19 protein-coding genes and 1 tRNA gene are annotated in these 26996 nt (G+C 63.5%); 12 read left to right on the top strand and 8 right to left on the bottom strand.

The window, feature by feature from the left end; genetic code table 11:
- Positions 1 to 16 precede the first annotated feature (16 nt).
- Positions 17 to 1192, top strand: coding sequence for a serine/threonine protein kinase (locus NR810_RS23735; RefSeq protein ID WP_257455610.1), 1176 nt, complete (start codon positions 17 to 19; stop codon positions 1190 to 1192).
- Between the two features lie 5 nt (positions 1193 to 1197).
- Entirely contained in the window at positions 1198 to 1590 is a 393-nt protein-coding gene (locus NR810_RS23730; protein ID WP_257455609.1) for a helix-turn-helix transcriptional regulator, read from the top strand.
- Here NR810_RS23730 and NR810_RS23725 read toward each other — a convergent pair.
- Positions 1587 to 1964 (bottom strand): helix-turn-helix transcriptional regulator, encoded by a 378-nt coding sequence (locus tag NR810_RS23725; RefSeq protein WP_257455608.1) that lies wholly within the window; start codon positions 1962 to 1964, stop codon positions 1587 to 1589. The two genes, NR810_RS23730 and NR810_RS23725, sit on opposite strands and share 4 nt — an antisense overlap.
- A 169-nt stretch (positions 1965 to 2133) precedes the next feature.
- Here NR810_RS23725 and NR810_RS23720 point away from each other — a divergent pair, with 169 nt between their 5' ends.
- Both NR810_RS23720 and NR810_RS23715 read left to right on the top strand, forming a co-directional pair.
- Positions 2134 to 2976, top strand: coding sequence for a hypothetical protein (locus tag NR810_RS23720; protein ID WP_257455607.1), 843 nt, complete (start codon positions 2134 to 2136; stop codon positions 2974 to 2976).
- A gap of 138 nt (positions 2977 to 3114) precedes the next feature.
- Complete coding sequence (locus tag NR810_RS23715) at positions 3115 to 8139, top strand: RHS repeat domain-containing protein (RefSeq protein WP_257455606.1); 5025 nt, start codon at positions 3115 to 3117, stop codon at positions 8137 to 8139.
- A gap of 223 nt (positions 8140 to 8362) precedes the next feature.
- Here the strand turns inward: NR810_RS23715 and NR810_RS23710 are convergent, their stop codons facing one another.
- Positions 8363 to 8917 carry a hypothetical protein gene (locus NR810_RS23710; protein ID WP_257455605.1) on the bottom strand — a complete coding sequence of 185 codons (555 nt, stop codon included), beginning with the start codon at positions 8915 to 8917 and terminating at the stop codon, positions 8363 to 8365.
- A gap of 209 nt (positions 8918 to 9126) precedes the next feature.
- Here NR810_RS23710 and NR810_RS23705 point away from each other — a divergent pair, with 209 nt between their 5' ends.
- Positions 9127 to 10017 carry a hypothetical protein gene (locus tag NR810_RS23705; protein WP_257455603.1) on the top strand — a complete coding sequence of 297 codons (891 nt, stop codon included), beginning with the start codon at positions 9127 to 9129 and terminating at the stop codon, positions 10015 to 10017.
- 234 nt (positions 10018 to 10251) lie between these two features.
- On the opposite strand, the gene NR810_RS23700 is transcribed toward NR810_RS23705, so the two are convergent.
- The 4 genes from NR810_RS23700 to NR810_RS23685 form a co-directional block, all read right to left on the bottom strand.
- Positions 10252 to 10662, bottom strand: a complete 411-nt coding sequence (locus NR810_RS23700; protein ID WP_257455602.1) for a hypothetical protein — start codon at positions 10660 to 10662, stop codon at positions 10252 to 10254.
- A 17-nt stretch (positions 10663 to 10679) separates the two neighbouring features.
- Positions 10680 to 12674: a hypothetical protein gene (locus tag NR810_RS23695; protein WP_257455601.1), complete on the bottom strand. Its 1995-nt coding sequence runs from the start codon at positions 12672 to 12674 to the stop codon at positions 10680 to 10682.
- Between the two features lie 502 nt (positions 12675 to 13176).
- Positions 13177 to 13273 (bottom strand) — tRNA-Sec (locus tag NR810_RS23690).
- Between the two features lie 46 nt (positions 13274 to 13319).
- Positions 13320 to 14396, bottom strand: a complete 1077-nt coding sequence (locus tag NR810_RS23685; protein ID WP_257455600.1) for a metallopeptidase family protein — start codon at positions 14394 to 14396, stop codon at positions 13320 to 13322.
- A 92-nt stretch (positions 14397 to 14488) separates the two neighbouring features.
- Here NR810_RS23685 and NR810_RS23680 point away from each other — a divergent pair, with 92 nt between their 5' ends.
- Together NR810_RS23680 and groL are read left to right on the top strand one after the other, a co-directional pair.
- Positions 14489 to 14845 (top strand): response regulator, encoded by a 357-nt coding sequence (locus NR810_RS23680; protein WP_204227676.1) that lies wholly within the window; start codon positions 14489 to 14491, stop codon positions 14843 to 14845.
- A 157-nt stretch (positions 14846 to 15002) separates the two neighbouring features.
- Complete coding sequence (gene groL, locus NR810_RS23675; RefSeq protein WP_257455599.1) at positions 15003 to 16643, top strand: chaperonin GroEL; 1641 nt, start codon at positions 15003 to 15005, stop codon at positions 16641 to 16643.
- A 102-nt stretch (positions 16644 to 16745) separates the two neighbouring features.
- Here groL and sinK read toward each other — a convergent pair whose 3' ends face one another.
- Positions 16746 to 18326, bottom strand: coding sequence for a hybrid histidine protein kinase/response regulator SinK (gene sinK, locus NR810_RS23670; RefSeq protein ID WP_257455598.1), 1581 nt, complete (start codon positions 18324 to 18326; stop codon positions 16746 to 16748).
- A 141-nt stretch (positions 18327 to 18467) separates the two neighbouring features.
- Between sinK and NR810_RS23665 the strand changes: the two genes are divergently transcribed.
- The gene (locus NR810_RS23665) at positions 18468 to 18863 is read left to right on the top strand and encodes a demethoxyubiquinone hydroxylase family protein (RefSeq protein ID WP_257455597.1); all 396 of its coding nucleotides are present in this window, start codon (positions 18468 to 18470) and stop codon (positions 18861 to 18863) included.
- Positions 18864 to 18872: 9 nt separating this feature from the next.
- Here NR810_RS23665 and NR810_RS23660 read toward each other — a convergent pair whose 3' ends face one another.
- A complete protein-coding gene (locus NR810_RS23660; RefSeq protein WP_257455596.1) occupies positions 18873 to 20246 on the bottom strand; it encodes a GGDEF domain-containing response regulator in 1374 nt (457 codons plus the stop codon).
- 46 nt (positions 20247 to 20292) lie between these two features.
- Here NR810_RS23660 and NR810_RS23655 point away from each other — a divergent pair, with 46 nt between their 5' ends.
- From NR810_RS23655 to nadC, 4 genes are all read left to right on the top strand, one after another.
- Positions 20293 to 21105 (top strand): chemotaxis protein CheW, encoded by an 813-nt coding sequence (locus NR810_RS23655; RefSeq protein ID WP_257455595.1) that lies wholly within the window; start codon positions 20293 to 20295, stop codon positions 21103 to 21105.
- Positions 21106 to 21230: 125 nt separating this feature from the next.
- On the top strand, positions 21231 to 22571 hold the full coding sequence (locus NR810_RS23650) for a response regulator (RefSeq protein ID WP_257455593.1): 1341 nt from the start codon (positions 21231 to 21233) through the stop codon (positions 22569 to 22571).
- A gap of 94 nt (positions 22572 to 22665) precedes the next feature.
- Complete coding sequence (locus tag NR810_RS23645) at positions 22666 to 26121, top strand: valine--tRNA ligase (protein WP_257455592.1); 3456 nt, start codon at positions 22666 to 22668, stop codon at positions 26119 to 26121.
- 23 nt (positions 26122 to 26144) lie between these two features.
- Positions 26145 to 26984 carry a carboxylating nicotinate-nucleotide diphosphorylase gene (gene nadC, locus NR810_RS23640; protein WP_257455591.1) on the top strand — a complete coding sequence of 280 codons (840 nt, stop codon included), beginning with the start codon at positions 26145 to 26147 and terminating at the stop codon, positions 26982 to 26984.
- Positions 26985 to 26996: the final 12 nt, after the last annotated feature.

Raw genomic sequence — 26996 nt, 5'->3', positions numbered from 1 at the left:
TTCTGGAGGTTCCCTCGTGAAAGATCCATCCAACAGCTTCCCCATCCACCCTGCGGGTCCCGACGGTCTTCTCTTCGAGGGACCCACATACCGCTACACCTTCGTCGCCCCGCTGGCGGACGCACCTGAGCCCATGGTCATCGCCCGGCGCACCTCCCCGCGGGACGAAAGTGTTCCGTGCCTCGTCATCCTCAAGCGGGTGCAGATGCCGCCCGAGGAGGAGCGCCGCCAGCGGGCCGTAGAGGAGGTTCGGCTTGCTACCCGGTTGCAGCACCCCGGTATCGCCCAGGTGTACGAACTGGCGGAGCACCAGGGCGAGCCCTACGTGGTGATGGAGCACTCCCCGGGCCTCTTCCTGGCGACGGCCATGGAGACGGCGCTGCTGTTGGGCAAGACGCTCGCACCGGCCCATGCCGTCTACATCGCCGCCCAGGTGGCCGACGCGCTCCACTACGCCTGGAACAGCCAGGACGAGGAGGGCCGACCGCTGCACGTTGTCCACCGGGCGGTGAGCCCCATGAGCATCCGGCTGGAGTCCAGCGGCCGGGTGAAGCTCACCGACTTCGGCGTGGTGTACTCGAGGATGGCTGGGCGGTTGGACACGCCCTCCAAGGTGCTGCGTGCGGAACTGGCCTATGCCGCCCCAGAGGTGATGCGCCGCCAGAAGCCCGATGGGCGGGCGGATCTCTACTCCCTCGGCATGCTTTTTTTGGAGCTGCTATCGGGCCAGTATCCGCTGGACTCACCGGACGAGAAGCTGCCGTTCCGCGAGTCCCCAGAAGCAATCCGGTACAACGCCCGCGTGCGCGCCGAGCGTCCCTCCTGGACGAGCGTAGGGGAGCTGGCCGACCGTGTCCTGCGCTTCGGTCCGGAGGACGTGGAGCGCGTGGCCCAGAAGGTGCCCGAGCCGCTCAAGCGCATCCTCCACAAGGCGCTGCGCGGCAATCCGGACGACCGCTACCAGACCGGCGGCGAGATGCGGGACGAGCTGTGCGCGTGGCTGAGCACCCAGGGCAAGAGGTTCGGACGCGCCAGGGCGGCGGCGGAGCTGCGAGCCCTCGACCGCGAGAAGCCCACGCCCCAGGAGACGCGAGCCTTCCCCATCGAGAGGGGCGTGCTGCCCACCCCCGAGGAGGAGGCCACGGCCGAGGAGGAAGTCACGGAGGAAGAGAAGACGGACCGGAGCGAGTGACCACCATGAAGAAGAGCGACCACCTGACGAAGAAGAAGTTGACCTTTCACCTGGGCGTGGCCCTGCGAGAGGCCCGGCTCAAGGCCGAGCTGACCCAGGCGGACGTGGCCGACCGCGTGGGCGTGGCCACCGAGGTGTATGGGCGGATGGAGAGAGGCCACCTGACACCGAGCGTCCCGAACCTGCGCAAGCTCTGCATGGTGCTGCGGGTGGATGCCAGTGCAGCCCTGGGGCTCGCGGCGGGCGAGGCAGTGACCTGGTTGATGGAGTCCGAGCCCACTTCGGAGGAATCGCCGCAGATGCGCCGCCTGATACGTACCCTGCGCCAATTGGACAACAGGCAACTCGCCGCTATCGGCTACATGGCGCGCACCCTTGCTCAGCCCGAAGCCCGTTAGCTCTCGTCCGAGAGATGTGTGTCGGCCGTCTCCAGCAGCTTGCGCAAGAGCGCCAACCTGTCCGGTGGCCACCCTTGTAGGATATGGATGGCGCGGCTCAACTCCGGGTGTTCGCCGGCCGCGGGCGGAGGCGCTGGAGCCATCGCCTCGGGCGCCTGGGTACTCAGGGACAGGAGCACGTCCGATGAGATGCCCAGGGTCTCGCAGATCCGCCGAAGTGTCGGCACGCTGGGGACCATCATCCCGCGCTCGACCCGGCCATAGACACCGGACTTCAGGCGAATCTTCTTGGCTACTTCCGCCTGCGTGAGGCCCAGCCGCAGGCGAGCAGCTCGAGCAGATTCCCCCATCGCGTGTCGCTGCTTTTCGTCCATGGTGTTCGTCTACCGGAAAGAGGAGGGGCGCGCGATATCCAACCTGGTGGATCAGTGATTCGCGGAGAACGACGAGGAGCACCTGTGCCGCGCCCGATAGTAGCTGCGCGGCGACTTGTAAGGCGCCAAGCCTTATGGTCTTATTCTTTTTAAAATCTCGGGAGGTGGCATGACTAGCACAATGTATTTTGGTGGTACCGGCGGGAACTCGCAGGCTGTACCAGATAATGGTGCAGGTAAAGAAGTTGTCTTTTGGACCGGCACACGGATCGACGCAATCCAAATTGATGGCAAGAAGTACGGGGGCCCTGGAGGAGGGCGCGTTGCATCGGCGATTCTACCTGATGATGGCGTATTTTATATCAAAAAAATCCAAACAAGAGAACTCAACGGCAAGTCAGCGGTTCTTCAATGGCTCGAAGCCGACATCAATGGTCAACCTATTTCTGTAGGAGTGTATGATGGCAAATTGCCGATGCTGGATGCTTACCTGCCGGTGAAATTCATTGATATACACAGTGGTGCCTATGTCGATGGAATAAATTTTGAAATCATATTTGATAGCAAATACGAAAGGGGTAACCAGCTTTTGTTTGGGTCTGTCGAGGCATTATATGCCGAGTTGGATACCAATACGCAAAAAACCATGATTGTTAGATCTGGCTTGGAAATTGATTCCATTCAGGTAGGTAACGCTGTGTATGGTGGATCGGGCGGACGCGCGAATCCGCCTGTAGAGATTCCGGCTAATGGAACCATCTACCTCAATAGTTTACAAGCCCATCAGCGTCCTGACCATGACCCAGGAACTGCGCCACTAACCTTCTTCGACGCGAACTTTGGTCTCGAACACCTTCAAGCAGGCACGCCTGTCCCAGACGCAAAAGTTTTGAAAGCAACTGTTTTGAACTTGTCGTCTGGCAATGGCGGCATGCCGGTAAATTTAGCTGGAATATATTACAAGATCGGCGATCGCGTGACCGCTCTGAAGTTCCATTTGGACTGGCGGTAGGTCAACAGCAAAAGCGCCTAACAAAAGTAAGAGTTGGAGCCTCTCTTCATAGGGATGGGGGGCTCCTTGAAAATACGTGTTGGGGCATTCGCAGTTAATCGAGCACGCTGGTTGTTATTCACTCAAGGGAAGAGAGTCATGCAATCATCCGACGATCAAGGCGCTGGAAAAAAAACACCGGATGCAGAAAAAGCGGCAATCGACACCTTGGAACAGGTCAAGGGAATCAATGACGCGAACGCCACCACTGCCAATCCCAGTGTGACGTCCAATGCTGCAAACTTCCAAGGCGCGCTGGATTTCGAGGTCAACCCCAGAACCGGCACTTTGCAAATTTGCATTGCTCCCCCCTCTCTTTCTGGCTTCTTTGGCGGGAACATTACGCCATCGATATTTTATGCCCAGAGTAACGTCGGGTCTGGAAGGCAGCTGCTTGGACTGCCAATAGGATGGAGTTACTTGTTTAGTTACATCGCGGACGGCCGCATCTATATCAATGGCGAGCAATCTTATGCATTGGATGTAGGCACTTCATCTGGGATGCAATATTACAAGCTAGAAAACGCCAAGCTCCACCACAGAAACAAGAAGTTTCCGTATGATGAATCGCAGCAATACACCGATGTTTTAGAGTTCAATGACGGAACGACACAGTATTTCGACGTTTATGGCCGGCTGATTGGAATGGACGATCGGTTTGGCAATCACGTCAAGTTCTATTATCATACCAATGCCGGCGTCTATAACAGCAGGTTGGCAAAAATCGTCAACTCCCATGGTCAGGAAATCACCATAACTCCTGTGTCAAGTGGTCTTGAAGTAGCCTACCCGGCTGGCGCTGGGAATGCCATCAAGTTCACCTACCTGGTAGACCCAACTTCCTTTTTGCTAACAGGCTACAAGGATCCTCTTGGAAGGGTAACCATTGTTACAAATAATGGCGGAAACGAACGGCGCGATTTGATTTCCAAGATCGAGTACCCCAACGGCGTGGCAATCTCGTATGACTATACGGCAGTGAAAGCCAAGGTTCGCGGGCAAAGCTCAATCAACATCGATGCCGTTTTGTCGACAAGCACGCAGTATGGCGGCGAAGCCCGGATAGTTAAATATAAATATTATGATCCGCAGCGGACGCACCATGGCGTCATCGGCAATTACACTGGCTACCCCAAGTATTCTCTTGATTCGAACGGTCAGGATCCCCTGCTACAAAGCGGCGACAACGAATTTCGTTATGTTACCCAGGTCGATGACGGCATATTTGTAACGGAATACTACTACAACTTTTTGCATCTTGAGCTTGAAAAGAAGATTTACTCGAAGGCAAGCCCGGGTAAGTTGCTCAATCATGCAATCAATACCTACTGTGGACAGGATGAAAAAGGATACTTTCCGCCCTATGATAGGCTGCCACTGAATTATCAGGAGCCGAAATGCTCCCTGGTTCATGTGTACAACAATCAGGGTGAAAAGCGGACGTACAAAAATGAAACGGATTTGGACGATTATGGGAACTTGGTCGAAATCAAGGAATACCAAAGCAACAGTAATGAAGGAGAGTTCACGATCAGAAGCAGGGTGGTCACTGTCTATGATTATGACAATTACGGTTTGATTCTGCGGCAGGATGTGTTCGACTATACGTCCGGGGATGGCGCTCCATCAGTTCAACCAGTGATCAGGCGCTTGGCGAACACCCTGACTGCTAGTGGAAAGAATATACAGTCGTCCATCAATGGTTTTGTTGTCATGGACGGAAATAGCGAGACCTTCAAGGCCAGTAAGATGGTCTTGTATGATTATGACGATCAGGGACGCGTCATTTTCCAAGAACTGAAATGGATGGATGGCCAATCACATGAGCTGGAAAGCACAAAAAGCTCGGCCGAATATGTCTTAAATGGCGCGGTTCTGATGGTTACTCATACGGATGCGCAAGATTGCAAATCCATCATCAGAAGGGATGCTGTCACGGGTTGGCTTTTGAATACCACAAACCCGTTAGGTGCCACTGTTTCCTATACATACGATGATCTTGGGCGCATGTTGTCGGAAGTCGATCCGCTAGGTGTGAGTACGAATTGGGTTTATGACGATAAACTCAATAAAGTAACAACCAAGTACGCTAACGGGTTCGAGATTTATAAGTATTACGATGGATTTGGCAACATGCTCAGGCATGCCGATAATTTGGGTGAAAATGGGGGCGAGCGGACATTTTGGTGTGCGGGATACAACGACAAAGGGCAACGCGCGTATATAGAAGGTGTGCTCGGCGAAAAATCGCGAATCTCGTTTGAGTACGATGACCGCGGCTTGCTTGTTTCGGAAACCAATGCGTTGGGGGATGTCATTCGACATGAGGCCGATGTTGTCGCTCAAGACGAAAGAATTTTCTTGAACAATCAAAGAGCCAATGCCGTTTGGCTCAATGATAAGCGTGCGGTCAATGGCTTGAGCCTATCCTCATCAAGGCCTGGGAAAAAGATTTACGAAACGTCTCGTTTTAATGCATATCAACGCGTTATATCAACGACGCTAGGCGATAAAGCAGAGCAAGCTTGGCGTAAGGCGTGGATCGGGTATGACATTGATCTGCATGTATCGAGCTTCCGTCAGGAGGGCTCGGACAAGATTGTTGGCAGGTGCTCTATTACAAGAGACCTGTTTGGTAATACGGCGTCCCAAGAGATTGCCGTTGTGCAAGGCCAGGGCTTGTTGGACTCTGCCAGGTCCGATGTGTTTGTATTCAATAACCTGAATCGGCTTGTTCAGGAGCGAAACAATCTAGGCCAAAAGTATGAATATACCTATGATGCGGCAGGAAGGCTCATCGCCTGCAAGGACTATACGAGTACCGTCTTCCAGTTCTCCTATTACATGGATGGCCAAGTCGCTTCGGAAGTCTATGTCGGGAAGGACGGCGTGAGACACGAGACACGATTCGATTATTATCCGTTGACTCATGCCTTGCATTCTGTCGAAGCATTCCGTGACGGGAAATCGACAGGAAAAATGCAATACACCTATACCCTGGACGACAAAATCGAGTCGGTCACTTACCCTGACAGCAAGAAGGTTTCGTACTCATACAATCGGGCCGGCCTGTTGAGCCAGTTTACGGACGTGCTAGGACAGACAACCCAGTACGATTATGATGATTACGGGAGGTTGGAGGGCGCACGGATGGAAGGCACCGCGCATGCGATCTCTATCAGTTACTACACGCTTGCAGAAGACCCGAGCCAATCCGCGCAAATCAAATCAGTGCGAATGAGCAATGGAGTCGAATACAGCTATCGCTATACCGGCTACGGGCAGGTGGTGTGCCTGACCACGACCGATAAAAATGGCAATGTTCTGCTGAAAGTCGAGAATGAATATGACGACGTGACGCAGAATATCGTCATGATTCGCTATAGCTCAACAATCGCCCCCAATAATGCTGATGTCAATCGCTCGGTGGAGTACGAATATAATAGTCTGAATCAGGTCGTTAGGGAAAAGGTGGTGGATAAAGCTGGAAATTCAATGCATGCTGTCCGCTATCGATATGACGCAGCAAACAATCCCATTGAGCAGATCGTTGATGGGTTAGATGGGAAGGTAATCACGACGTCGTATTTCTATGACGCCGACAACAAGTTGATCAAAATAGCGTCGCCGAGTGGCGATCGCATGTTGATTTACGATGACAATGGCAATCTGATCGATGATGGAATGGGACGCTGCTTCTTCTATGACGAGAAGAACCGGTTGGTGGCATACAAGAGCACGAAAGACCAGGTTGATGCGGAGTACATGTATTATCCCAACGGAATGCGCCAGAGCAAGACGGTATCGGGAAGTAAGCCCATCTGCTTTTATTACGATGCGGATGGTTTAGCCAATATTGTCAATGAGATTCAAGGTGACGCGAGCAGTTCCTATTTGATGATTGGCGCGAAGCGATATGTCCGGCTAGTTCGGGCAAGGGAGGGAACCGAAGTCCAAAATTATATGCAGGACCACAAGGATATCGTTGCGATCGCCAACCAGGAATCGCAACTGGAGAAGACCTATTTCTATGAGGCTTACGGGCAGCAACGGGAGCCGCAGCCGCGCGACGAATCCGTAGGCGCATTGAGTATTAGGAGTAATCCATTTGAATACACCAGTGAATACACGGATGGCGAAACGGGTCTGATCTACTTGCGCACCCGCTATTACGATCCGGCGATAAAAAGGTTCATCAGCAGGGATAAAAATCAGCTTTTCAATCGATACAATTATGTAGATAGCAATCCGGTTATGTTCGCAGATCCTTCTGGGCGCGGGCTTCCGGCGGTAGTGGCTATATCAGCGTTGATGGGTCCTGTGGGTCTTGCGATTTCCTTTGTGGGTCTTGCGATTGCCTTGGTGGCAGGACTCACGATTTATGCGATAAATCTGTCTCAGAGTGCTCGCGCCGATAATGCCCCAAAGAAAAACCCTTCATCGGAAAGCGGGGATGGAGGGACGTCGCTGGTGAGAGCCCAAGCGGGAGATTTGTTCAAGCGCTTCAATCCCAAGGCGAATGTAAACTCCGCGGAGGCCCAAATGAAGCGTGCCATTGTCATTGCTTATCCGGCAGGCGACGAGGAGTCGGTGATGTCTGGAGGTGATGCTCCTGGTGATGACCCTAACAAGGGTCCTTGGGGGAATCCCAATGGATTTGGGGCTGATTCCAGTAATTCTTCAAAAAAAGACAAATTGAAGCGTCTGCGGCAAAATTTTAATGCTAATATGACGAGTTCTTTTTTTGCCTTCGCTGCCATCACGACAGTTTTGTTGAGAAGATTATTTAGGGCGCAGCTTGGTGATAATTTGGCTTTGACGGTGTCGATTGCTGCGATGATTAGTGGTGGTGTGCACTCTGTTTTGCTTGTTTTGTTTGATCTTTATGTTCATAATCAGCAAGGAGGTGTCATTAATTGGCCCCAGGCAATCGTGGGTGGTATTGCACGTACAGTGCCTGGAGTTGTTGGTTGGCTGCTGACAGCACCCCCAGAAGCTTTAGGGGGGGATACGGCGGACATTGGGGCCTACGTTCTTACCTTTTTAGGCGTTGCCTGGGCTGTGGCGAATTGGATTCATTTAATGAGTACAGGCAATATGATTGGGGATGTCGCGAGAAGCTGACTCAATCAGTGAGCTGAAATGAAGGCACGGCAGGGGCCAGGGGGGGATTGTGGACGGGACCGGCGGGAGTCAGGTATCTGTCGAATCCCGCTCAACGTACTGGGACAGGCAGCGCCTATTTCGCCTGTCTCTGCTTGCAGCGTGAGTTCCCCTCGGAGCAAAAGAAGCCGGGGCGCTCGTGGGCTACCACCGGCATGCAGCCGCGAGAGGGCGAGGGAGTGCGTCAGGGCGCGCGCGTCTCGGGTGCGGTGCTCCCATTCCCCTTCCGCCTGCCGGTGGTGGCCGGCCTCTTGGCCGTCTCCTCCTGCCTGGGCGGAGTCTCGACGGTGCGTTGGCGCCCGGGCACGGCGAAGACCTCTCCCCGGTCCTTGCCGTGGAGGAACTGCTCCACCGCGTCCTGACGGCGCGCCAGGTCCGCCACGGCCGCACGCAACTCCTCGCCGAGCGCCCGCGTCTCGCTCCGTTGCGCGTCCAGATCGCCCTGGAAGTTCTCGGCCATGGAGCCGAGCTCCTCGTGGACATCCTTGATGAGCCCTTTGAATTCGGTCACTGCGGCGGTATTCAGGGCGAGCTTGTCCAGCAGCTCCGCGTGCTTCTTATCGGCCGTCTCGAGCACTCGCGTCGAGTCCTGGGGGCGCTCCTGGTTCCGCTCGTCGGACTCGTCCGCAAGCCAGCGGCCGATCCGCTCGCGATTGACGTAGCCCACGAGGCCCAGGGTGGTGGCGGCCGCGACGGCGACTTTGCCCAGGTTGTTGGCGATGATGGGGAGGAAGACCATGAGGGGCTCCTGGCTGTGGCCGGGAGGAATTCCCGGGCTCAGGAGCTGATACCCATCGGCACCCGCGGATTTCGGAAGATGGAGCGGATAGGGCGACTGGCGTCTGCACCTTCTTCGGCTCCGCCCCTGCCAACAACAGTGGGCTCGGCGAGAACGGTTCATAAGAGTGACGCCAAGTCGACAATAGATGGGTACACTAGGTGCCCACAATGAACGACGACTCCAAGCATGATGTTGCGCGGCGGTTTTACTTTGTGGTCGGGCTCCTTCTGACCGGGTTGCTGTTGGCAATCTACTACTTCCTTGCCCCGTCCAAACATCCGGAGCCGAATGCGGATATCTCGGGCGGCGATAAGTTCGTGTCCTTCCTCCTAGACCTGCTGCCCAACTTGGCCGCCGCGCTACTAGCATTTTGCACCGTCTACGCCTTTGCAAAATGGGTCGGAATTGCGCCAGACGCCGCTGACAAGGTGGCTCACATGCCGCCTCCGCCTGCTATGCCGCCGGAGCTTTCCGAACGGCTTGATCGTATTGAAACGAAGCTCGGCGAGAACAATGCCATAGGGATTGTCAGATTTTACCAAATGTTCCGGCAGGTGGACTGGAACGAGTGGCTGTCGAAAGCGGAGCGCGAGCAGACGATCGTGGTCAACTACGCTCACACATGGCTCGGCAACTACGAGCACCTACTAATCAACTTCCTCAAAAAGCCGAGCAGCTCTCTGACGATCTACCTTCCCGACCCCGACGATGATGCGACGATCAAGCAGCTTCACACTATGTATGATGACCCTACCGAACCGGTCGACGAGGAAGAGCTGAGGAGAAAGGTACGGAACACTGCCACGCGCCTGCGTGGCTTCGCCGAACACGCTGGCGCCAACAAAAATCGCATCAAGGTCTTCTGGCTCAAGCAGAGGCCGAACTATGCCTTGTACTTGATTGACCAGCGGTGGGCGATTCTGTCGGTTTACGATCACCAGCGTGTGCTTCGGGTCGGGGCGCCGACCATTGTGATGGATCTGCGCGAACTCCCCGACGTCAAGAGTTACTTCGACCACGAGTTCAAGAAACTACAACAGACCGCTAAGGAAGGCTGAGACTCGGCTGCTGCCCTTGCTCGGTGCCGTAGAAGCAAGACGTATGAAGGGGATGAAGCGGTCGGACAGCCACGGGCGTGGAGGTCCATTGAGTGTATTAGTAGAGGCGGTTGGCTGGAGGGGTTGAAAGAATAAACGGCGACCCTGGGAAGAGGGCCGCCGTCGTTGAACTGCGGAGCGCACGGGCCTACTGGATGGTGGCGACCAAGGTGAGCGACGCCGCCAACCTCCCGGTCATGCGGCCTGCGAGTCCGCGTGGCGTTTGAGTTCTCGGTACATCGGTACGAATTTCAGCGGATGGCGCTTGCGGTTCATCGGGGGATTGAGCAGGTCGATCACTTGACCCTCGATGGCGCGCACAACGTCGAGCGGGGTCTCGTTCCTGAGCGGGATAATCCAGAACCACTCCCACTGGAGCTGCCAGGGCACTGGGTGCTCAGTAATCCGCCGGTACACGCCGTGAGTAACACCCGGGCGGTGGGCGGAACCCACGTAACGCACGAGTTGGTCGAAGCCACACGTGATGTAGATACCGGTGGACACGGGCAGCTCGGCCACCATCCAGCCGGGAATTGCCTCACTGAGCGCCTCCCGGCCCCATCCGCGCGTAAGCTGAAACGACTGGAGATAGAGCTGTTGGTTCATGCTCGCCTCCGCCCCACCTAGCCGACCTGCTCGTCGCTGCGCAGATGCTCGTCGGAGGACGCGATGACGCGGCTCGATCTTTCGTGCTGGCGGATCCAGCTCCGGAAGTTGTCGGCCGCGTCCCTGAGGACATCTTCAATGTCGATTTCCTGGGGACGGGGAACCCCATACCTCTCCGCGATGATGTCTCCGTGCTCGTCCTTGACCTTTACGATCTTGTCCATCAGCTCTTTCAGCTCACGCCCGTGCTTGGTGGCCTGCCGCACGAGTTCCATCATCTGGTCGATGGGCGGCAGATTCTTCTGGGGCACCGGAGCGCTCTGGGCCTCGTGGAACGAGTGACGGATCCAGTCGTCGTTTACACGCTCGTAGTCACCGCCAGCGAGCTCTATGAAGTCCACCTGCTTGTCGCCGTTCTTCTCCACGAGTTGGATTCGGCGAGCGGCCCGGCTGATGTTCGAGGGCTCGTGACGTCCGTCCACGATCACTTGGTAGATCTGGTGGATGCCGCGCTCATCTCGCAGCATCCGCACGATGATGGCCGACGGACCCCGCGTGTCCTGGGGCGTATCGCGCTGCAACGCTCGGGTGGCGGTCAGCCAGTAGGAGGCGAGGATGCCCAGCTCCAGGCGAGCCGCTCCCAATTCCTCGCTGCTCGGATTCGCGCGCAGCTCAGCGAGAGCTGCGTCCCTCAGTTCCGCGAGGCGCGCCTCTTCCAGCGCGCGGGGACTGATTTCCCACGAGGTATTCTTGCGGACGCCCGGCAGCGTGAAGGTGCGCTGCACGGCCGAGCGCACGGCATGGACGAGCAGGTCATTCCCCGGCCGACGATAGATGTGGCGGTAGGGGCGCATGATCAACTCAGCGGCGAGCTTGATCTTGTCGTCCTTTGCCAGCCGCTTCTTCTCGCCGAGTCCGCGGACCGCCGCCGAAATCACCGCGCTATTGCGTTCGTCATGGAAGACGCGCAGAAGCTTGGCCGCCCGCACATCGGGGTACACCGAGAACCCATGGCGCTTGAGCTGGTCGGGCGGGATCATCCCCATGAGGTAGTTACGCTCGGTCTCGGTGATTCGCCCTGCGTCCAGCAGAAGGTCGAGAACCTTGTCTGCGATCTCGTCGATTTGCGACCCCTCGGGCCAACCCTTCGGGGGCGCGACGTGGATCTCGGCCAGGATCGCCCTTATCGCCTCGACGATGCTCGGCACCACCGCGCCTGGCCGCACGGGCTCGATTGAGAGCAGGATCCTCGCTTGCGCGACCAGCGCACGGTGCGCTCGCCGCTCCTCGAACGTTGTTTCTCCGAGGGGCCGGTTCTGAATGGCGGTGATGCGTCCGAGTTCAGCACGCCAGGTGCGGGGGTCCGCGCTGGTCAGTCGGTACACCACGTCAGCCGAGTCGAAGGACGTGAACTGGTGGCACCAGGACACGCGGGTTGCTCCGTCCATCGCGGTGAGCGCGACGACCTTGTCGGCGCCGTCCCGATGGCGGATCTCGGTAAGTGCTACCGTCAGGGGTTCAAGGGCGCCATCAACCCCGATGTCCTCCCCGAGGGACGCATTCTGGTGACGCAGGTGGGCAGCCGAGTCTCGTAGGATCTCCTCGACGTGTTCGGGGCTATCACCAGTGAGGATGAGAGCGGTGTTAGTGCTGTCCGCCTCCACCGTCAGGGTCTTGTTCTTCGCGCCTCCTCCCATTCCCGACACGGGGTAGGCACGGCGTTCTCTCTCACGGGGGTTCACCGGGTTCACCGAGATCATCGGCGTGAACACGTCGGCGATGAGGAACTTCGCGACGCCGCCGGGGAACCGCTTGATCAGGGGAGAATCGAGCTGTCGTCGTACGGCGGTGGGGTCGACGAGAGCGCGACCAATGGCGGCCGCGTGCTCAGGCCGCATCTCGTACTCGCGGACGAGCCGCTCCGTGAGGTGGGCGCGCGATGGCTCTTTAGGCAGGGTGACCTGAGTGAGAGGTCGCTCGGTCTCGTACTGGGTTGGGGTTTCCGTGGACATCTGCTCATCCCTCATCAACGAGAGCGCTCCTCTCCCAGAGAGGCGCTCAATTCATGATGGGGGCCAAGCCCTATGTCGCACACGGCCCCCCGCAGCGGACGGCACCGATGCCGACGTAGCCGCGGCGGCTTCGGACCGAGGAGCGAGGGATTGGCAGATCCAGAAAGAGCCCCACTACAGCCTGGGAACTACGTTCTGGCGTGTGCCGCAAGAGAAGCACGGGCCCGATTGGGTCGGTGCTTCTCCCTCCCATCTCGAGGGAGACCGAAGAGCGCGGAGCGACCATAGTGGTCTCTGCTGGTGGGCACAAGCGGGGGGCGGTCGCGAACCGGCTGAACATCACCGGGGTTGATGGTCACCCACCGGCAATCGCGCGAGGCGGAGGTCCGCGCCATCTTGTACGCAAGCTGTACGTAATCGACTGAACGCCTGCGTACCCGTCCGAACACTTGGACCCAGCGGTCCAACAGCCACAAGCCCTTGAATTCAGCGGAGAAAAGGATCGGTAGGACAGAGGAATCGAACCTCCCAGGGACATGTCTCCATGCCCCCCACCGGTTTTGAAGACCGGGCCGGCCACCAGGTCCGGAGGTCCTACCACTCGCGATTACTGCCGGGCCCCGCCTCCCGCGTCAACGCCGCCCTTCAGTCCAGCCCGCGCTCCCACAGATCGTCCTCGTCGAGCCCCATCAGGTGACCCACCTCGTGCATCACCGTGATGCCGATCTGCTCGATGAGCTCCTCCCGCGTCTTCGCGAAGCGCTCCAGGTTCTTCTGGTACAGCACGATCGACGCCGGGTACGGATCGAATCCCCCCAGGATGCTGTTCCGCTCTCCCACCGGCGAGCCCCGGAACACCCCCAGGATGCACGGCGACAGCGGCGGCGACTCCCCCAGCAAGTCCTCGTCCTTCGGAATCTCCTCCACCGCGATCGTCACGTTGTCCAGGTACTCCTTCACGTGCCCGGGCAGCGCCTTCACCGCGTCCTCCACCGCCTTGTCGAACGCCTCCTCGCCCAGCTCCACCGGCGGGGGGAACTCCTCCGGCGCCAGCGTCTGCGCCTTCCCGAACCGCTTGCGCGCCTCCTTCCCGTCTCCCCGCCGCTCCGCCAGCAGCCCCAAGTAGTGATGCGCCCACGGTTCGTCCGCCGCGTCCCTCAGCACCTCCTCGAACGCCGCCTGCGCCTCCGGGAACCGGCACAGCTCGAACAAGGCGATGGCCCGCTCCAGCCTCGCCTCCACCGACCTCGGCATGTGCCCCAGCGCCGCCTCCAGGCTCGCCAGCGCCTGCACACACTCGCCCACCTGGTTCAGCCCCGTGCCCTCCAGCAGGAGGAACTCGAAGAGCAGCTCCACGTCGCCCGCCCGCTGGGCCATCTTCCGGCCCCTCGCGCACAGGGCGAGGCCCTCCTCCACCGCCTCGCGCTCGTCTCCCGCCCGGCCCACCAGGCACTCGGCGGCCCCGAACAGCAGCTCCAGGTCGTCCGGCGACACCTTCAGGGCCCGCCCGTACGCCTCCACGGCTTCCTCCAGGTGCCCCAGCTCCACCAGGGCCGCCGCACGCCAGTGCAGGGCCTCCGGGAGCTCGGGCGCCTCGGCCAGCAGTCGCTCCACCCCGGCCAGGGCCTCCTCGAAGGCTCCTTCCTCGAATGCCTCCGCCACCCCGTCGAGCCGTACCTCCACGTCCGACGGCGCCGCCTGTTTCGACGTACGCTTCCCCATGCGCGGCCACATACGAACCCCTTCCGCGCGTTGTCAACGTGCGGAGCGGCTGTTACGTTCCGCGCCCCCCTGTCTCCCGCTCGTAAGGGTCCGTGAACATTCTGGTCGTGGACGATGACGTCGAGCTGTGCACGCTGCTCTCTCGGTTCCTCGAGAAGCACGGGTACACCGTCTATTCCGCGGCAGACGCCTTGCAGGCCCTCGACATCCTCGAGCGCCACGAGGTCGGCCTCGTCATCAGCGACTACCGGATGCCCCACATGGACGGCATCCAGTTCACCGCCATGCTCAAGGCCGACCCCCGTCACCAGAACACCTCCGTCATCCTCATGACGGGCAATGCCGACGGAAACGTCCAGGACAAGGGTCTGCGCAAGGGCGTGGCCATGACCCTGGAGAAGCCCCTGGACTTCAATCAGCTTCTCAACCTGGTGCGCTTCGCCGAGTAGCCCACCCGGCGTCCGGGCCGTCCTGTCCCCCACAGCCCCTGCGTTCCGTGTTGACAAGCCCGGCCCGGCTCTTATTTTGGCGCTCGCCTGGGCCGAGTGCTAACCCCGGTACGTCCGGCCTGCGTAGTCCATTCTTCAATCTTTTCAGGAGGTTACGATGGCAGCGAAGGAGATCTTCTTCCACCAGTCGGCCCGAGAGGCCATTCTGCGCGGTGTTCGCATCCTCTCGGACGCGGTGGCGGTGACCCTGGGCCCCAAGGGCCGCAACGTGGTCATCGAGAAGTCGTTCGGCTCGCCCACGGTGACCAAGGACGGTGTGACGGTCGCCAAGGAGATCGATCTCGAGAACAAGTTCGAGAACATGGGCGCCCAGATGGTCAAGGAGGTTGCCTCCAAGACCTCCGACAAGGCCGGCGACGGCACCACCACCGCCACCGTGCTCGCCCGCGCCATCTATGAGGAGGGTCTCAAGCTGGTGGCCGCCGGCCACAGCCCCATGGATCTCAAGCGCGGCATCGACAAGGCCGTGGAGACCGTGGTGGCCGAGCTGAAGAAGCTCTCCAAGCCCACCTCCGACAAGAAGGCCATCGCCCAGGTGGGCACCATCTCCGCCAACGGCGACGAGACGATCGGCAACATCATCGCCGACGCCATGGAGAAGGTGGGCAAGGAGGGTGTCATCACCGTCGAGGAGGCCAAGGGCCTCGAGACGACGCTGGACGTGGTCGAGGGCATGCAGTTCGACCGCGGCTACGTGTCCCCGTACTTCGTCACCAACCGCGAGCGCATGGAGGTCGTCCTCGACGACCCCTACATCCTCATCAGCGAGAAGAAGGTCTCCGCGATGCAGGACATGATCCCCATCCTCGAGCAGGTGGCGCGCTCCGGTAAGCCCCTGCTGATCATCGCCGAGGACATCGAGGGCGAGGCCCTGGCCACCCTGGTGGTCAACAAGATCCGCGGCGTGCTGAACGTGGCCGCCGTGAAGGCCCCGGGCTTCGGTGACCGCCGCAAGGAGATGCTCAAGGACATCGCCACCCTCACCGGCGGCACCGTGGTGAGCGAGGAGCTGGGCCACAAGTACGAGGCCCTCACGCTCAATGACCTCGGCCGCGCCAAGCGCATCACCATCGACAAGGACAACACCACCGTCGTCGATGGCGCCGGCAAGCGCGAGGACATCGAGGGCCGCATCAAGCTCATCCGCGGCCAGATGGAGACCACCACCAGCGACTACGACCGCGAGAAGCTCCAGGAGCGTCTGGCCAAGCTCGCCGGTGGCGTCGCCGTCATCCACGTGGGCGCCGCGACCGAGACCGAGATGAAGGAGAAGAAGGCTCGCGTCGAGGACGCCCTGCACGCCACCCGCGCGGCCGTCGAGGAGGGCATCGTCCCCGGCGGCGGCGTCGCCTACCTGCGCTGCCTGGGCGCCCTGGAGACGCTCAAGCTGGGCGGTGAGCTGGACTTCGGCGTGGAGATCATCCGCAAGGCCCTGCAGGAGCCGCTGCGCAAGATCGCCTCCAACGCCGGCCTCGAGGGCCCCGTCATCATCAACAAGGTCCGTGAGGGCCAGGGCGCCTACGGCTTCAACGCCCGCACCGAGGTCTTCGAGGACCTCGAGAAGGCCGGCGTCATCGACCCCACCAAGGTCGAGCGCACCGCCCTGCAGAACGCGGCCTCCGTCGCCTCCCTGCTCCTGACCACCGAGGCCATGGTGGCCGAGCGCCCGAAGAAGAAGGCCAAGGGCGCGGCCGCCGGCGGCGCCCCGGACTACGGCGGCGACGACCTGGAGTACTGAGACGGTCTGAGTCGGGTTGATGCTTCGGCCCCGGGTGACTTCCTCACGGAGGCGCTCGGGGCCGCGGTGTTTTCAGGGGTGGAACCCGAGGGGTGGATACCCTCACCCCGGCCCTCTCCCAGAGGGAGAGGGGGAGGCGTGGCCCAGGATTCGCGAGAGCTCGTGGCTGAGCTCGTGTGCCTCCAGTTCTCGCGCCAGGCACCCCGCGGCTCCCGCTCGCAGGGCCTCCAGTACCGTCTCTTGGGAGAGGTACTCGGCCAGCACCACGAAGGGGGCTCCCCGGGATTGTTTCCGGGCCAGCTCCAGTGCCTGCCGTCCGTAGGCGGTGCTCAGGTCCCAGCTCACCACCACCGCCGCTGGGGGGTCCGTGGTGGGTTCCTCGGAGGCCGTGGTCAGCACCCGCGCCTCCAGTCCCAGCTGGGCGAGCGCCTCGGTGGCCCTCCGCGCCGAGGCGGGGCTGTCATCGAGCACGTCCACCCGGCTGCTCCCCGGGCGCAGCCCTGGACGGGCCGGGGGCGCGTGGGAGAGGGCCTCGCGCAGCTTCGCGCGCACCTCGCGGATGTCGTCGAAGGGTTTGAGCAGGTAGTCCAGCAGTCCCAGCTCCAGCGCCTGCTGCGCCGTCACCAGCGAGGGATAGCCCGTCATCAGGATGACGCGCGAGTTGGGATCCAACCGGCGTGCCTGCTGCGCCAGCTCCAGTCCCGACAGGCCCGGCAGGTTCTTGTCCGTGACGATGAGGTCCACCGGCTCGCGCTTCAGGTGCGCCAGCGCCTCCTCGGCGTTGGCCGCCTCGAGCACCTCGCACTCCCGGCTCATCAGGTCCTTGAAGACGCTGCGGATGATCTCCTCGTCGTCCACCACCAGCAGGCGGCGGCGCGAGGGGGCAGGGGAGGGGGAGAGTGGGGCGCGGGCTGCGGCGACCGGGACGGCGTCCGGAGCGGGGAAGAGGATGCGGAAGACCGTGGTGGGCGGCGGCTGGTCCGGCAGCACCGAGGCCGGCACGAGCTCCAGCTGTGCGTGGTGCTCCTGCGCGATGCGCTTGCACACCGCGAGCCCCAGCCCGGTGCCGCGCTTGCTGCCCGTCACGTAGGGCTCGAAGAGGCGGTGGCGCACGGCCTCGGGAATCCCCGGGCCCCAGTCCGCCACGTACATCACCGGCGACCGCCCCTCGCGCCCCAGCACCACCTTCACCAGCCCCCGCCCCGTCGCCGCGTCGCGCGCGTTGTTGAGCAGGTTGAGCGTGAGCTGCTCCAACAGCCGGCCGTTGCCCTGCACCTCGAGCGGTGCATCGGGCGCCTCCAGCTGCAGCGAGATGCGCGACGAGTCCGGGTTGAGCGCGAAGGCGCGTGCCGCCGCCTGCACGTGCGTCACCAGCGGCACCCGCTGCTGCGGCGCGGGGCGCTCGCTGGCCAGCCGGGTGAAGTCGGAGATGATCTGCTCCATCCGCTCCACCTGGGCCAGCATCTGCCGCAGCGGGCCTCGCGTGCCGATCTCCTCCGTGAGCAGCTGGGTATAGGCCTTCACGCCCAACAGCGGCTGACGCAGCTCGTGGAGGACCTCGGCCGCGAGCTGGGTGGTGATGGCACTGGTCCGTTGCAGCTCCGCGGCGGCAGCCTTCGCCGCCGGCAGGTCTCCCGCTTCCAACGACTGGAGCAGGAGCGCGAGCGGGGCCGGGATGTCCATGGTTCATCAGCATGGCCGAGCCACCCGCCCGGCCGCAACGCGAGGCGCTGGATTCCGTTGACCGAGGCCCCCGGGACACGGATGCTCCCGGGCGCCTACACGGTCCGCTCATACTGGCCGTATGTCCTCGGAGAGTCTTCCATGCCGCAGACCAATCCGTTCCACTCGATGGTGCCCAGGAAGTTGACGGACTCGGAGCTGGCCCGTGCCATCCGTCTGGACATGGAGGCGGAGCTGGACGCCATCAATCTCTACGCCGCCCATATCGAGGCCACGGACAACGAGGCGGCCAAGGCCATCCTCCGGCATGTCATGGACGAGGAGCGTGAGCACGCCGCGCTCTTCTGGCAGCTCATCGCCACGTTGGATCCCGCCCAGGCCGAGCACATCAAGGTCATGTCCGAGAAGTTCCGGCTCATCGTCTCCGGCGCCCCGCACGAGGCCGTCGAGTCGGCGGGCGAGGGGGGGGAGAGCCGCTCGCGGGCGGACTCCTCCGGCCTGGACAAGCGGATGACGGTGGGTTCGCTGCGGCGCTGAGCCCGGCGCTCAGCTCCCGGTGGGCTGGCTGTGGCGCGCCTCGGGGGTGGCCTCCAGATCCCTCGCCGCCATGTAGACGACGTTCCGGGTGCCCTTCTTGCCCCGGTACATGGCCCGGTCCGCCAGGTCCAACAGCGTGGCCTTGTCCCGCGTGTGCTCGGGGAAGCTGGCCACGCCGATGCACGTCGAGAGCGACATCGACTGTCCCTCACGCGCCAGGAAGCGGTGGTTCTCCACGGTGCGCCGGATGCGCTCGGCCACCTTCAACGCGCCGCCCGAGTCCGTGCCTCGCAGCAGCACCACGTACTCGTCCCCGCCGTAGCGCACCGCCACGTCGTGGTCCCGCACACAGCCCTTGAGCACGCGTGCCATCTCCACCAGCACCTGCGAGCCCACCATGTGCCCGTGCGTGTCGTTGATGGTCTTGAAGTAGTCCAGGTCCAGGAAGAGGAGGCTGAAGACCCCCTGCGTCTGCTGGGCGCTCTTCAGCTCGCGATCCAACACCAGGTGCAGGTAGCGGGTGTTGAAGAGGTGGGTGAGATCGTCCAGGTAGGCCAGGTCCTCCACCTCGGCGATGCGGCCCAGGTTGCGCAGGGCGAGCGCCAGGCAGCGGGCGAGGAAGCTGGTGGCCTCGGCGATGCCCTCGGGCGGCGAGCCGGGGTAGAACAGCACGGCGTGGCCGAGCAGCGCCTCTCCGTCCAGCGCGGGCACCACGAGGGCTCGCGGCCAGGGGCCCGGCACCTCCTCCACCACGCGCGTCTCCCGGGACGTCCCGAGGTGCGGCGTGAGGACGGGGACCAGGGAGGTCCGGAGCGCGCCAGCCACGCCCTGATCGCCCAACTGCCGCGGACGGCCCGTGCTGTCGTGCTCGAACAGCATCACCGCGTCGGCCGAGCCCATGGCCAGGAAGGAGGCACAGGCGGCTTCCGCCAACCGGCTCCGGTCGAGCGTGGTGGAGATGCGCTGTCCTGTCTCCAACAAGGAGACGTACCGGCGCAGCGCGGCGTTCTCCCGCAGCAGCTCGCGCGTGGCGAGCGCCCGCTGCACCGCGTGCTGGAGCACCTCCGGCGCCACCGGCTTGACGAGGTACTCGGCGGCCCCGCTCTTGATGGCGCGCACCGCCGGGTCCACCTTGTCCAGGCCGGTGATGACCACCACCTCGATGCCCGGGTGGTGCTCCTTCGTGTGGCGCAGCACCTCCATTCCGTCACCGCTGGGGAGGATGAGATCCGTCACCACGGTGTCGTAGCGGCCGTCGGCCAGTGCCGCCTTGGCCTCCTGGATGCTGGAGACCGCCGTAACCTCGTGCCCCACGGCGCGCAGGTAGTCGCCGTAGAGGGTCTGGGCCAGCTTCTCGTCATCCAAAAGGAGGATGCGCGCCATCACGAAGGGCTTAGCACCAAGCCCCAGGGGCTGCTAGCCTACCCCCGTGCCTCCCTACGAAAGCGGACGCCGGCTCTGTCTGCTGATGGAAGCGGGCGAGACGCGCTTCTCCGTCGAGGCCACCTCCATCATGGAGGTCGCCGCGCCGGGCCCCGATGAGACCAGCCTGCGTGGAGTGCTGGAGGTGAAGGATCTGTCCGTGCTGCTCGGCGGAGATCCGGAGCCGGGTCCGGGCATGGTCGTGGTGTTCGACGTGAGCCCCACACTGGCGGTGCGCGTGCGCTCCATCGTCGAGGTGGTGGACGCGGCCCAGTCCCCCCACTTCCTGCTGCCCTCGGGGTTGGGGGACACGCTGGCCGCGCTCAGCCGCAGCGCCGTGCTGCACAAGGAGCGGCTCTACCTGGAGCTCACCGCCGAGGCGCTGCCCCACGGGCCGGGCACCGTGCACCCCCCACCCGAGCACCCGGTGCATTTCTTCCAGGGCTCGCCCGAGCGCTCGCTCGTCTTCGAATCGCAGGGGCGGTTGTTCGGCCTCCCGCTGACCCTGGTGTCCCAGGTGGTGGCGCGCGGGCCGTCCTTCAGTGCCCTGCCGGGCAAGGGGGGCGCGGTCGCGGGCGTCTACCCCCATGCCCAGTCGCTCTGGCCCATCTACTCCGCTCCGGCGCTCCTGGGCGCTCCGGCTACCCCGGAGGGCTTCCTCGTCCTCGTCGACCTGGGGGGCCGGAACCTGGGGCTGTGCGCCTCGCGCGTGCTGGGCTTCCATCCCCGCTTCGAGCCCGCTGGGGAACCGGGGGAGTTCCTGGCCCCGGGATTGCCAACTCCCGTGCTCTTTCTGGACTTGAAGCACATGTTTTCTTGAGCTTCCGCTTGTTTTCTTGAAGGCCCGGGTGTCGAACCGTAAGCTGCCCGGCCTGACACTGGGACCCAGGGTCCCGATTTCTCAACGAATTCCAGGGGGTTTGCAGCCCCCGAGGCCCGAAACCGATGCCCAAGAATCTGCTGGTCGCCGATGACTCGCTCACCATCCGCAAGGTGATCGGGATGATCTTCGCGACCGAGGACTTTCAGGTCACCGCGGTCGACAACGGGCTGGACGCCATCACGCGCTCCCGCGAGCTGCGCCCGGATGTGGTGCTCGCGGATGTGATGATGCCGGGCAAGAACGGCTACGAGGTCTGCGAGGCGATCAAGAATGATCCGGCCACGCAGGGCATCCCCGTGTTGCTGCTCGCCGGCACCTTCGAGGCCTTCGACGAGGCTCGGGCGCGTGCGTCCAGGGCGGACGACCACATCACCAAGCCCTTCGAGAGCCAGGTACTCCTGGACAAGGTGAAGGCGCTGGTGGGGCAGAAGTCCAACACCATGCCCGCCTCCGCCGCCACCCAGGTGACGCCCTCCGCCGCCGCTCCCGTCCAGCCGCAGCGTCCAGCGGGTCCTCCGGGGCCCGGCGCGCCCCGTCCGCCGGGGCCGGGTGTACCGCCGGGACCGGGTGCTCCGGGCATGGCGCGTCCGCCAGGGCCGGGAATGCCGCCGGGACCGGGCGCTCCGGGCATGCGTCCGCCAGGGCCGGGAATGCCGCCGGGACCGGGCGCTCCGGGCATGCGTCCGCCAGGGCCGGGAATGCCGCCGGGACCGGGCGCTCCTCCAGGAATGGCTCGTCCCGGGATGCCGGGGCCGGGAATGCCGCCGGGGCCGGGTGCTCCGGGCATGCGTCCGCCGGGGCCGGGAATGCCGCCGGGGCCGGGGGCTCCGGGCATGGCGCGTCCGGGCATGCCGGGGCCGGGAATGCCGCCGGGGCCTGGGGCTCCGGGCATGGCGCGTCCGGGCATGCCGGGGCCGGGAATGCCGCCGGGGCCTGGGGCTCCGGGCATGGCGCGTCCGGGCATGCCGGGGCCGGGCGCTCCCGCTCCGGGTGGGCCGGGTGGCCTGCCTCGTCCGCCGGGTGCCACGCCGCTGCCCGGGTCCGCCCCTCCTGTCTCGGCTCGGGGCAAGGATCCGTTCGGCCTCGGTGCTCCCGCGGCCCAGCCCGCTGCTCCCGTCGAGGAGCTGACCCCCGAGGCGGGTGGCCTCGAGGATCTCTCGCTCGATGACTCCGTGGAGGAGGCCGCGCCGGTTCCGGCTCATACTCCGGCCCCCGTCGCCGTGGAGGCCCGCCGTCCCGCTCCCTCCGCCGATGGGGGAGAGGCGCAGTTGCGCGAGGCCCTCTCGAAGGCCTCCCGCGAGGTCATCGAGAAGATCGCCTGGGAAGTCGTGCCCCAGCTGGCCGAGACGATCATCCGCGAGGAGCTGGAGCGGTTGATCAAGGACCGCGAGACGAAGCACTGAGCGCGAAGCGTCATCATCCGTCTTCTTCACCCCGACCGGCCCTCGTCGGGCCGGTCCTCCGCCGCCGGCCCGCGTGGGCCGGTTCTCATTTCCAATGAGCGATACGACCGAACTTCCGAAGGCCTATGACCCCAAAGAGGTCGAGGCCCGCTGGTACTCCCACTGGCTGGAGCGTGATTACTTCCGTGCCGAGGCCACCTCCGACAAGCCGGCCTTCTGCATCGTGCTGCCGCCGCCCAACGTGACGGGCAGCCTGCACCTGGGCCACGCGCTCACCGCCACCATCCAGGACATCCTCATCCGGTGGAAGCGCATGAGCGGCTTCAATGCCCTCTGGGTACCGGGCACGGATCACGCCGGCATCGCCACGCAGATGGTGGTGGAGCGCGAGCTCAAGGAGAAGGAGAAGAAGACGCGCCACGACCTGGGCCGCGAGAAGTTCCTCGAGCGCGTCTGGGAGTGGAAGAACAAGTACGGCAACCGCATCCGCGAGCAGCACAAGGTGCTCGGCGCCAGCCTGGACTGGAGCCGCGAGCGCTTCACCATGGATCCGGGCGTCTCCTCCGCCGTGCGCGAGGTCTTCGTGCGTCTGCACGAGGAGGGCCTCATCTACCGGGCCCAGAAGCTCATCAACTGGTGCCCCTCGTGCCACACCGCCCTCAGCGATCTGGAGGTCGAGCACGAGGAGAAGCAGGGCTCGCTCTGGCACATCCACTACCCGGTGAAGGGCAGCGACCGGAAGCTCACCGTCGCCACCACCCGTCCGGAGACGATGCTCGGCGACACCGCCGTGGCCATCCACCCCGAGGACGAGCGCTACACGGGGCTCGCCGGCCAGAGCGTGGTGCTGCCGCTCACCGGCCGCGAAATCCCCATCATCGCCGACGCGGAGCTGGTGGACCCGGCCTTCGGCACCGGCGTGGTGAAGGTGACGCCGGCCCATGACTTCAACGACTACCAGACGGGTCTGCGCCACCAGCTGCCCATGCTCAGCGTCCTGGACGAGGCCGCGCGCGTGAACAAGGAGGGTGGGGCGTACGCGGGCATGGACCGGTACGCCGCGCGCAAGAAGATCCTCGAGGACCTCACGGCCCAGGGGCTGCTGGAGAAGGAGGAGCCGCACAAGCTGTCCGTCGGCGGCTGCCAGCGCTGCGGCACCGTGGTGGAGCCGCGCCTGTCTCCGCAGTGGTTCGTGAAGATCGAGCCCCTGGCCCGTCCCGCCATCGAGGCGGTGGAGCAGGGCCGCACGAAGTTCGTCCCGGAGAGCTGGACGAACACGTACTTCCACTGGATGCGCAACATCCACGACTGGACCATCAGCCGCCAGCTGTGGTGGGGCCACCAGATTCCCGCCTGGTACTGCGCCGACTGCAGCCCGCGCCTGGAGGCCACCGGCGGCATCGACTACTCGCGCGCCGAGCCCATCGTCGCTCGCGCCGCGCCGGCCCAGTGCCCCAAGTGCCAGGGCTCGCGCCTGGAGCAGGATCCGGACGTGCTCGACACGTGGTTCTCCTCGGGTCTGTGGCCCTTCAGCACCCTGGGCTTCCCCGAGCAGACGGGCGAGCTGAAGACCTTCTACCCGAACTCCGTCATGGAGACGGGCCACGACATCCTCTTCTTCTGGGTCGCCCGGATGATGATGATGGGCCTGCACTTCATGAAGGACGTGCCCTTCCGCACCGTCTACCTGCACGCCATGGTGCGCGACGAGAAGGGCGAGAAGATGTCCAAGACGAAGGGGAACGTGATCGATCCCCTCGACATCATCCAGGGCGCCCCGGCCGAGCAACTCGCCAAGAACCTGCGCAACAAGTTCCCCCAGGGCATGCCCGCCCACGGCGCGGACGCGCTGCGCTTCACCCTGGCCGCCCTCACCCAGCAGGGCCGTGACATCAAGCTCTCGCTGGACCGCGTGGCCGGCTACAAGGCCTTCGCCAACAAGCTGTGGAACGCCAGCCGCTTCGCCCTGATGAACATGGGCGACTTCCAGCTCGGCACCGGCTCCATCAAGGACCGCGAGCTCACCCTGGCCGACCGGTGGATCCTCTCGCGGCTGCAGCGCGCCACCGTGGAGACCCGCAAGTCGCTCGAGGAGTACAACTTCGGCGAGGCCGCCTCCACGCTCTACCAGTTCCTCTGGGCCGAGTTCTGCGACTGGTACATCGAGCTGGCCAAGAGCGCGCTCTACGGCGAGGACCCGAAGGCCAAGGACAACACCCGCGCGGTGCTCGTCTTCTGCCTGGACCGCATCCTGCGGCTGCTCCACCCGTTCATGCCGTTCATCACCGAGGAGATCTGGCAGAAGCTGCCCATGTCCCGGCCGGTCGAGTCCATCATGATCTCCCCGTTCCCCGAGCCGGATGCGGCGCTCGAGGACGCCGCCGCCGAGGCGGAGATGGGGCCGGTCATCGCGGCCATCGAGGGCCTGCGCAACATCCGCGGCGAGAGCAACCTGCCGCCCTCGGCCCGCATCACCGCGTACGTGCAGAGCCCCGATGAGCGCACCCGCGAGCTGCTCGAGCGGTGGCGCGGCTACCTGATGCCGCTGGCCGGCCTGGGCGAGCTGCGCGTCACGGCCCCCGGTCCCAAGCCGGCCCAGTCCGCGGCCTTCGTGGGTCCGCAGATGGAGGTCTTCGTCCCGCTGGCGGGCCTCATCGACGTGGACGCCGAGCGCGAGCGCCTGCGCAAGGAGATCACCCGCTCCGAGCAGGAAGTGGGCGGCATCAAGCGCAAGCTGGACAACCCCAACTTCGTGGCCAAGGCGCCCCCGGACGTGGTGGAGAAGGATCGGGCCCGCGTCGAGGAGCTGGAGGCGCGCATCTCCAAGTTGCAGGACAGCCTCAACCGGCTCGCTCCGGAGGCCGCCTCGCCCGAGCCTGCCCCGGTAGCTGAGCCCGGGGACGGCAAGGCAGCCGCGTCGAATACCACCGACGGCGAGATCGTCGAGTCCAACGTCGTCCAGATCGAGGCGGACGACGAGGACGAAGCCGACGAGGACGTCCATGATGTCGGGTCCAGCGAGATCGAGGATGCCGACGAGGACGAGGATGCCGATGAGGACGTCCACGATGTCGGGTCCGTCGAGATCGAGGAAGCGCCGGCTCCGGCGAAGCCCGAGCGCAAGGGCGGCATCGCCAATGGCGCGGTGAAGGCCCAGGCGGCGCCCGAGGCCAAGGCCACCACCCGCGAGGCCCCCGCGAAGAAGGCGGCTGCGGCCACGAAGGCGGCTCCTGCCAGGAAGGCCCCCGCGAAGAAGGCGGCTCCGGTGAAGAAGGCAGCGGCCAAGAAGGCGGCTTCGGTGAAGAAGGCAGCGGCCAAGAAGGCTCCCGTGAAGAAGGCGGCGGCCAAGAAGGCCCCCGCGAAGAAGGCGGCGGCCAAGAAGGCTCCCGCGAAGAAGGCGGCGGCCAAGAAGGCTCCGGCCAGGAAGACCCTGGCCAAGGCCAAGGTGCCTGCCCGGGGCTCGGCCAAGGCCAAGGGCAAACCCGCGGCTCGCGAGGTCTCCGCACGGAAGAAGTCGGCGGCCTCTCGTGTAGCCAAGACCCGGCGCTGACCTCACTCGGAGACGCGACTCACATGGACGCCTTCCTGGATCGCCTCATCTCGCTCGCCCTGGAGGAAGACCTCGGGGCAGCGGGCGACATCACCACCGAATCCCTCGTCCCCGTGGATGCCCAGGGCACCGCCGAGCTGCTCGTCAAGGAGCGGCTCGTCCTCGCCGGGTTGGACGCCTTCGTCCGCGTCTTCCAGCGCGTGGATCCGGACGTCCACGTGGAGCTCCTCGCTCGCGATGGGCAGGAGCTCCAGCCCAAGACGGTGGTGGCCCGGGTGCGCGGGCGCATGCGCGCGCTCCTCACCGCCGAGCGCACCGCCCTCAACATCATCCAGCGCACCTCGGGCATGGCCACCCTGGCCCATCAGGTCATGTCCGCGGTGCGCGGCACCAAGCTGCGCATCCTCGACACGCGCAAGACCGCGCCCGGCATGCGCTCCCTCTCCAAGCAGGCCGTGAAGGCCGGTGGCGCCTTCAACCACCGCTTCGGCCTCTTCGACGGCGTCCTCATCAAGGACAACCACATCGCCGCCGTGGGGGGCTCCGTCCGCGAGGCGCTCCGCCGCGCCCGCACCAACGCGCCCCAGCTCGTGAAGATCGAGATCGAGGTCACCAACCTCGACCAGCTCGCCGCGGCGCTCGAGGAGGGCGCGGACGTGGTGATGCTCGACAACATGGACGACGAGCAGATCCGCCGCGCCGTGGAGCTGACCGCCGGCCGCATCCCCCTCGAGGTCTCCGGCGGCATCACCCTGGAGCGCCTGCCGCGTCTGGCGAAGCTCGGCGTGGACTTCGTGTCCATGGGCGCGCTCACGCACTCGGCGCGTGCCATGGACCTGTCCCTGGAGATCGTCCAGGCGTGAGTCGCCCGGCCG

This window comes from Archangium lipolyticum (assembly GCF_024623785.1).
In the GTDB taxonomy this organism is placed as follows: domain Bacteria; phylum Myxococcota; class Myxococcia; order Myxococcales; family Myxococcaceae; genus Archangium; species Archangium lipolyticum.
The sequence above is the reverse complement of the archived record's forward strand: the minus strand, read 5'-3'. Positions and strand labels throughout refer to the sequence as shown.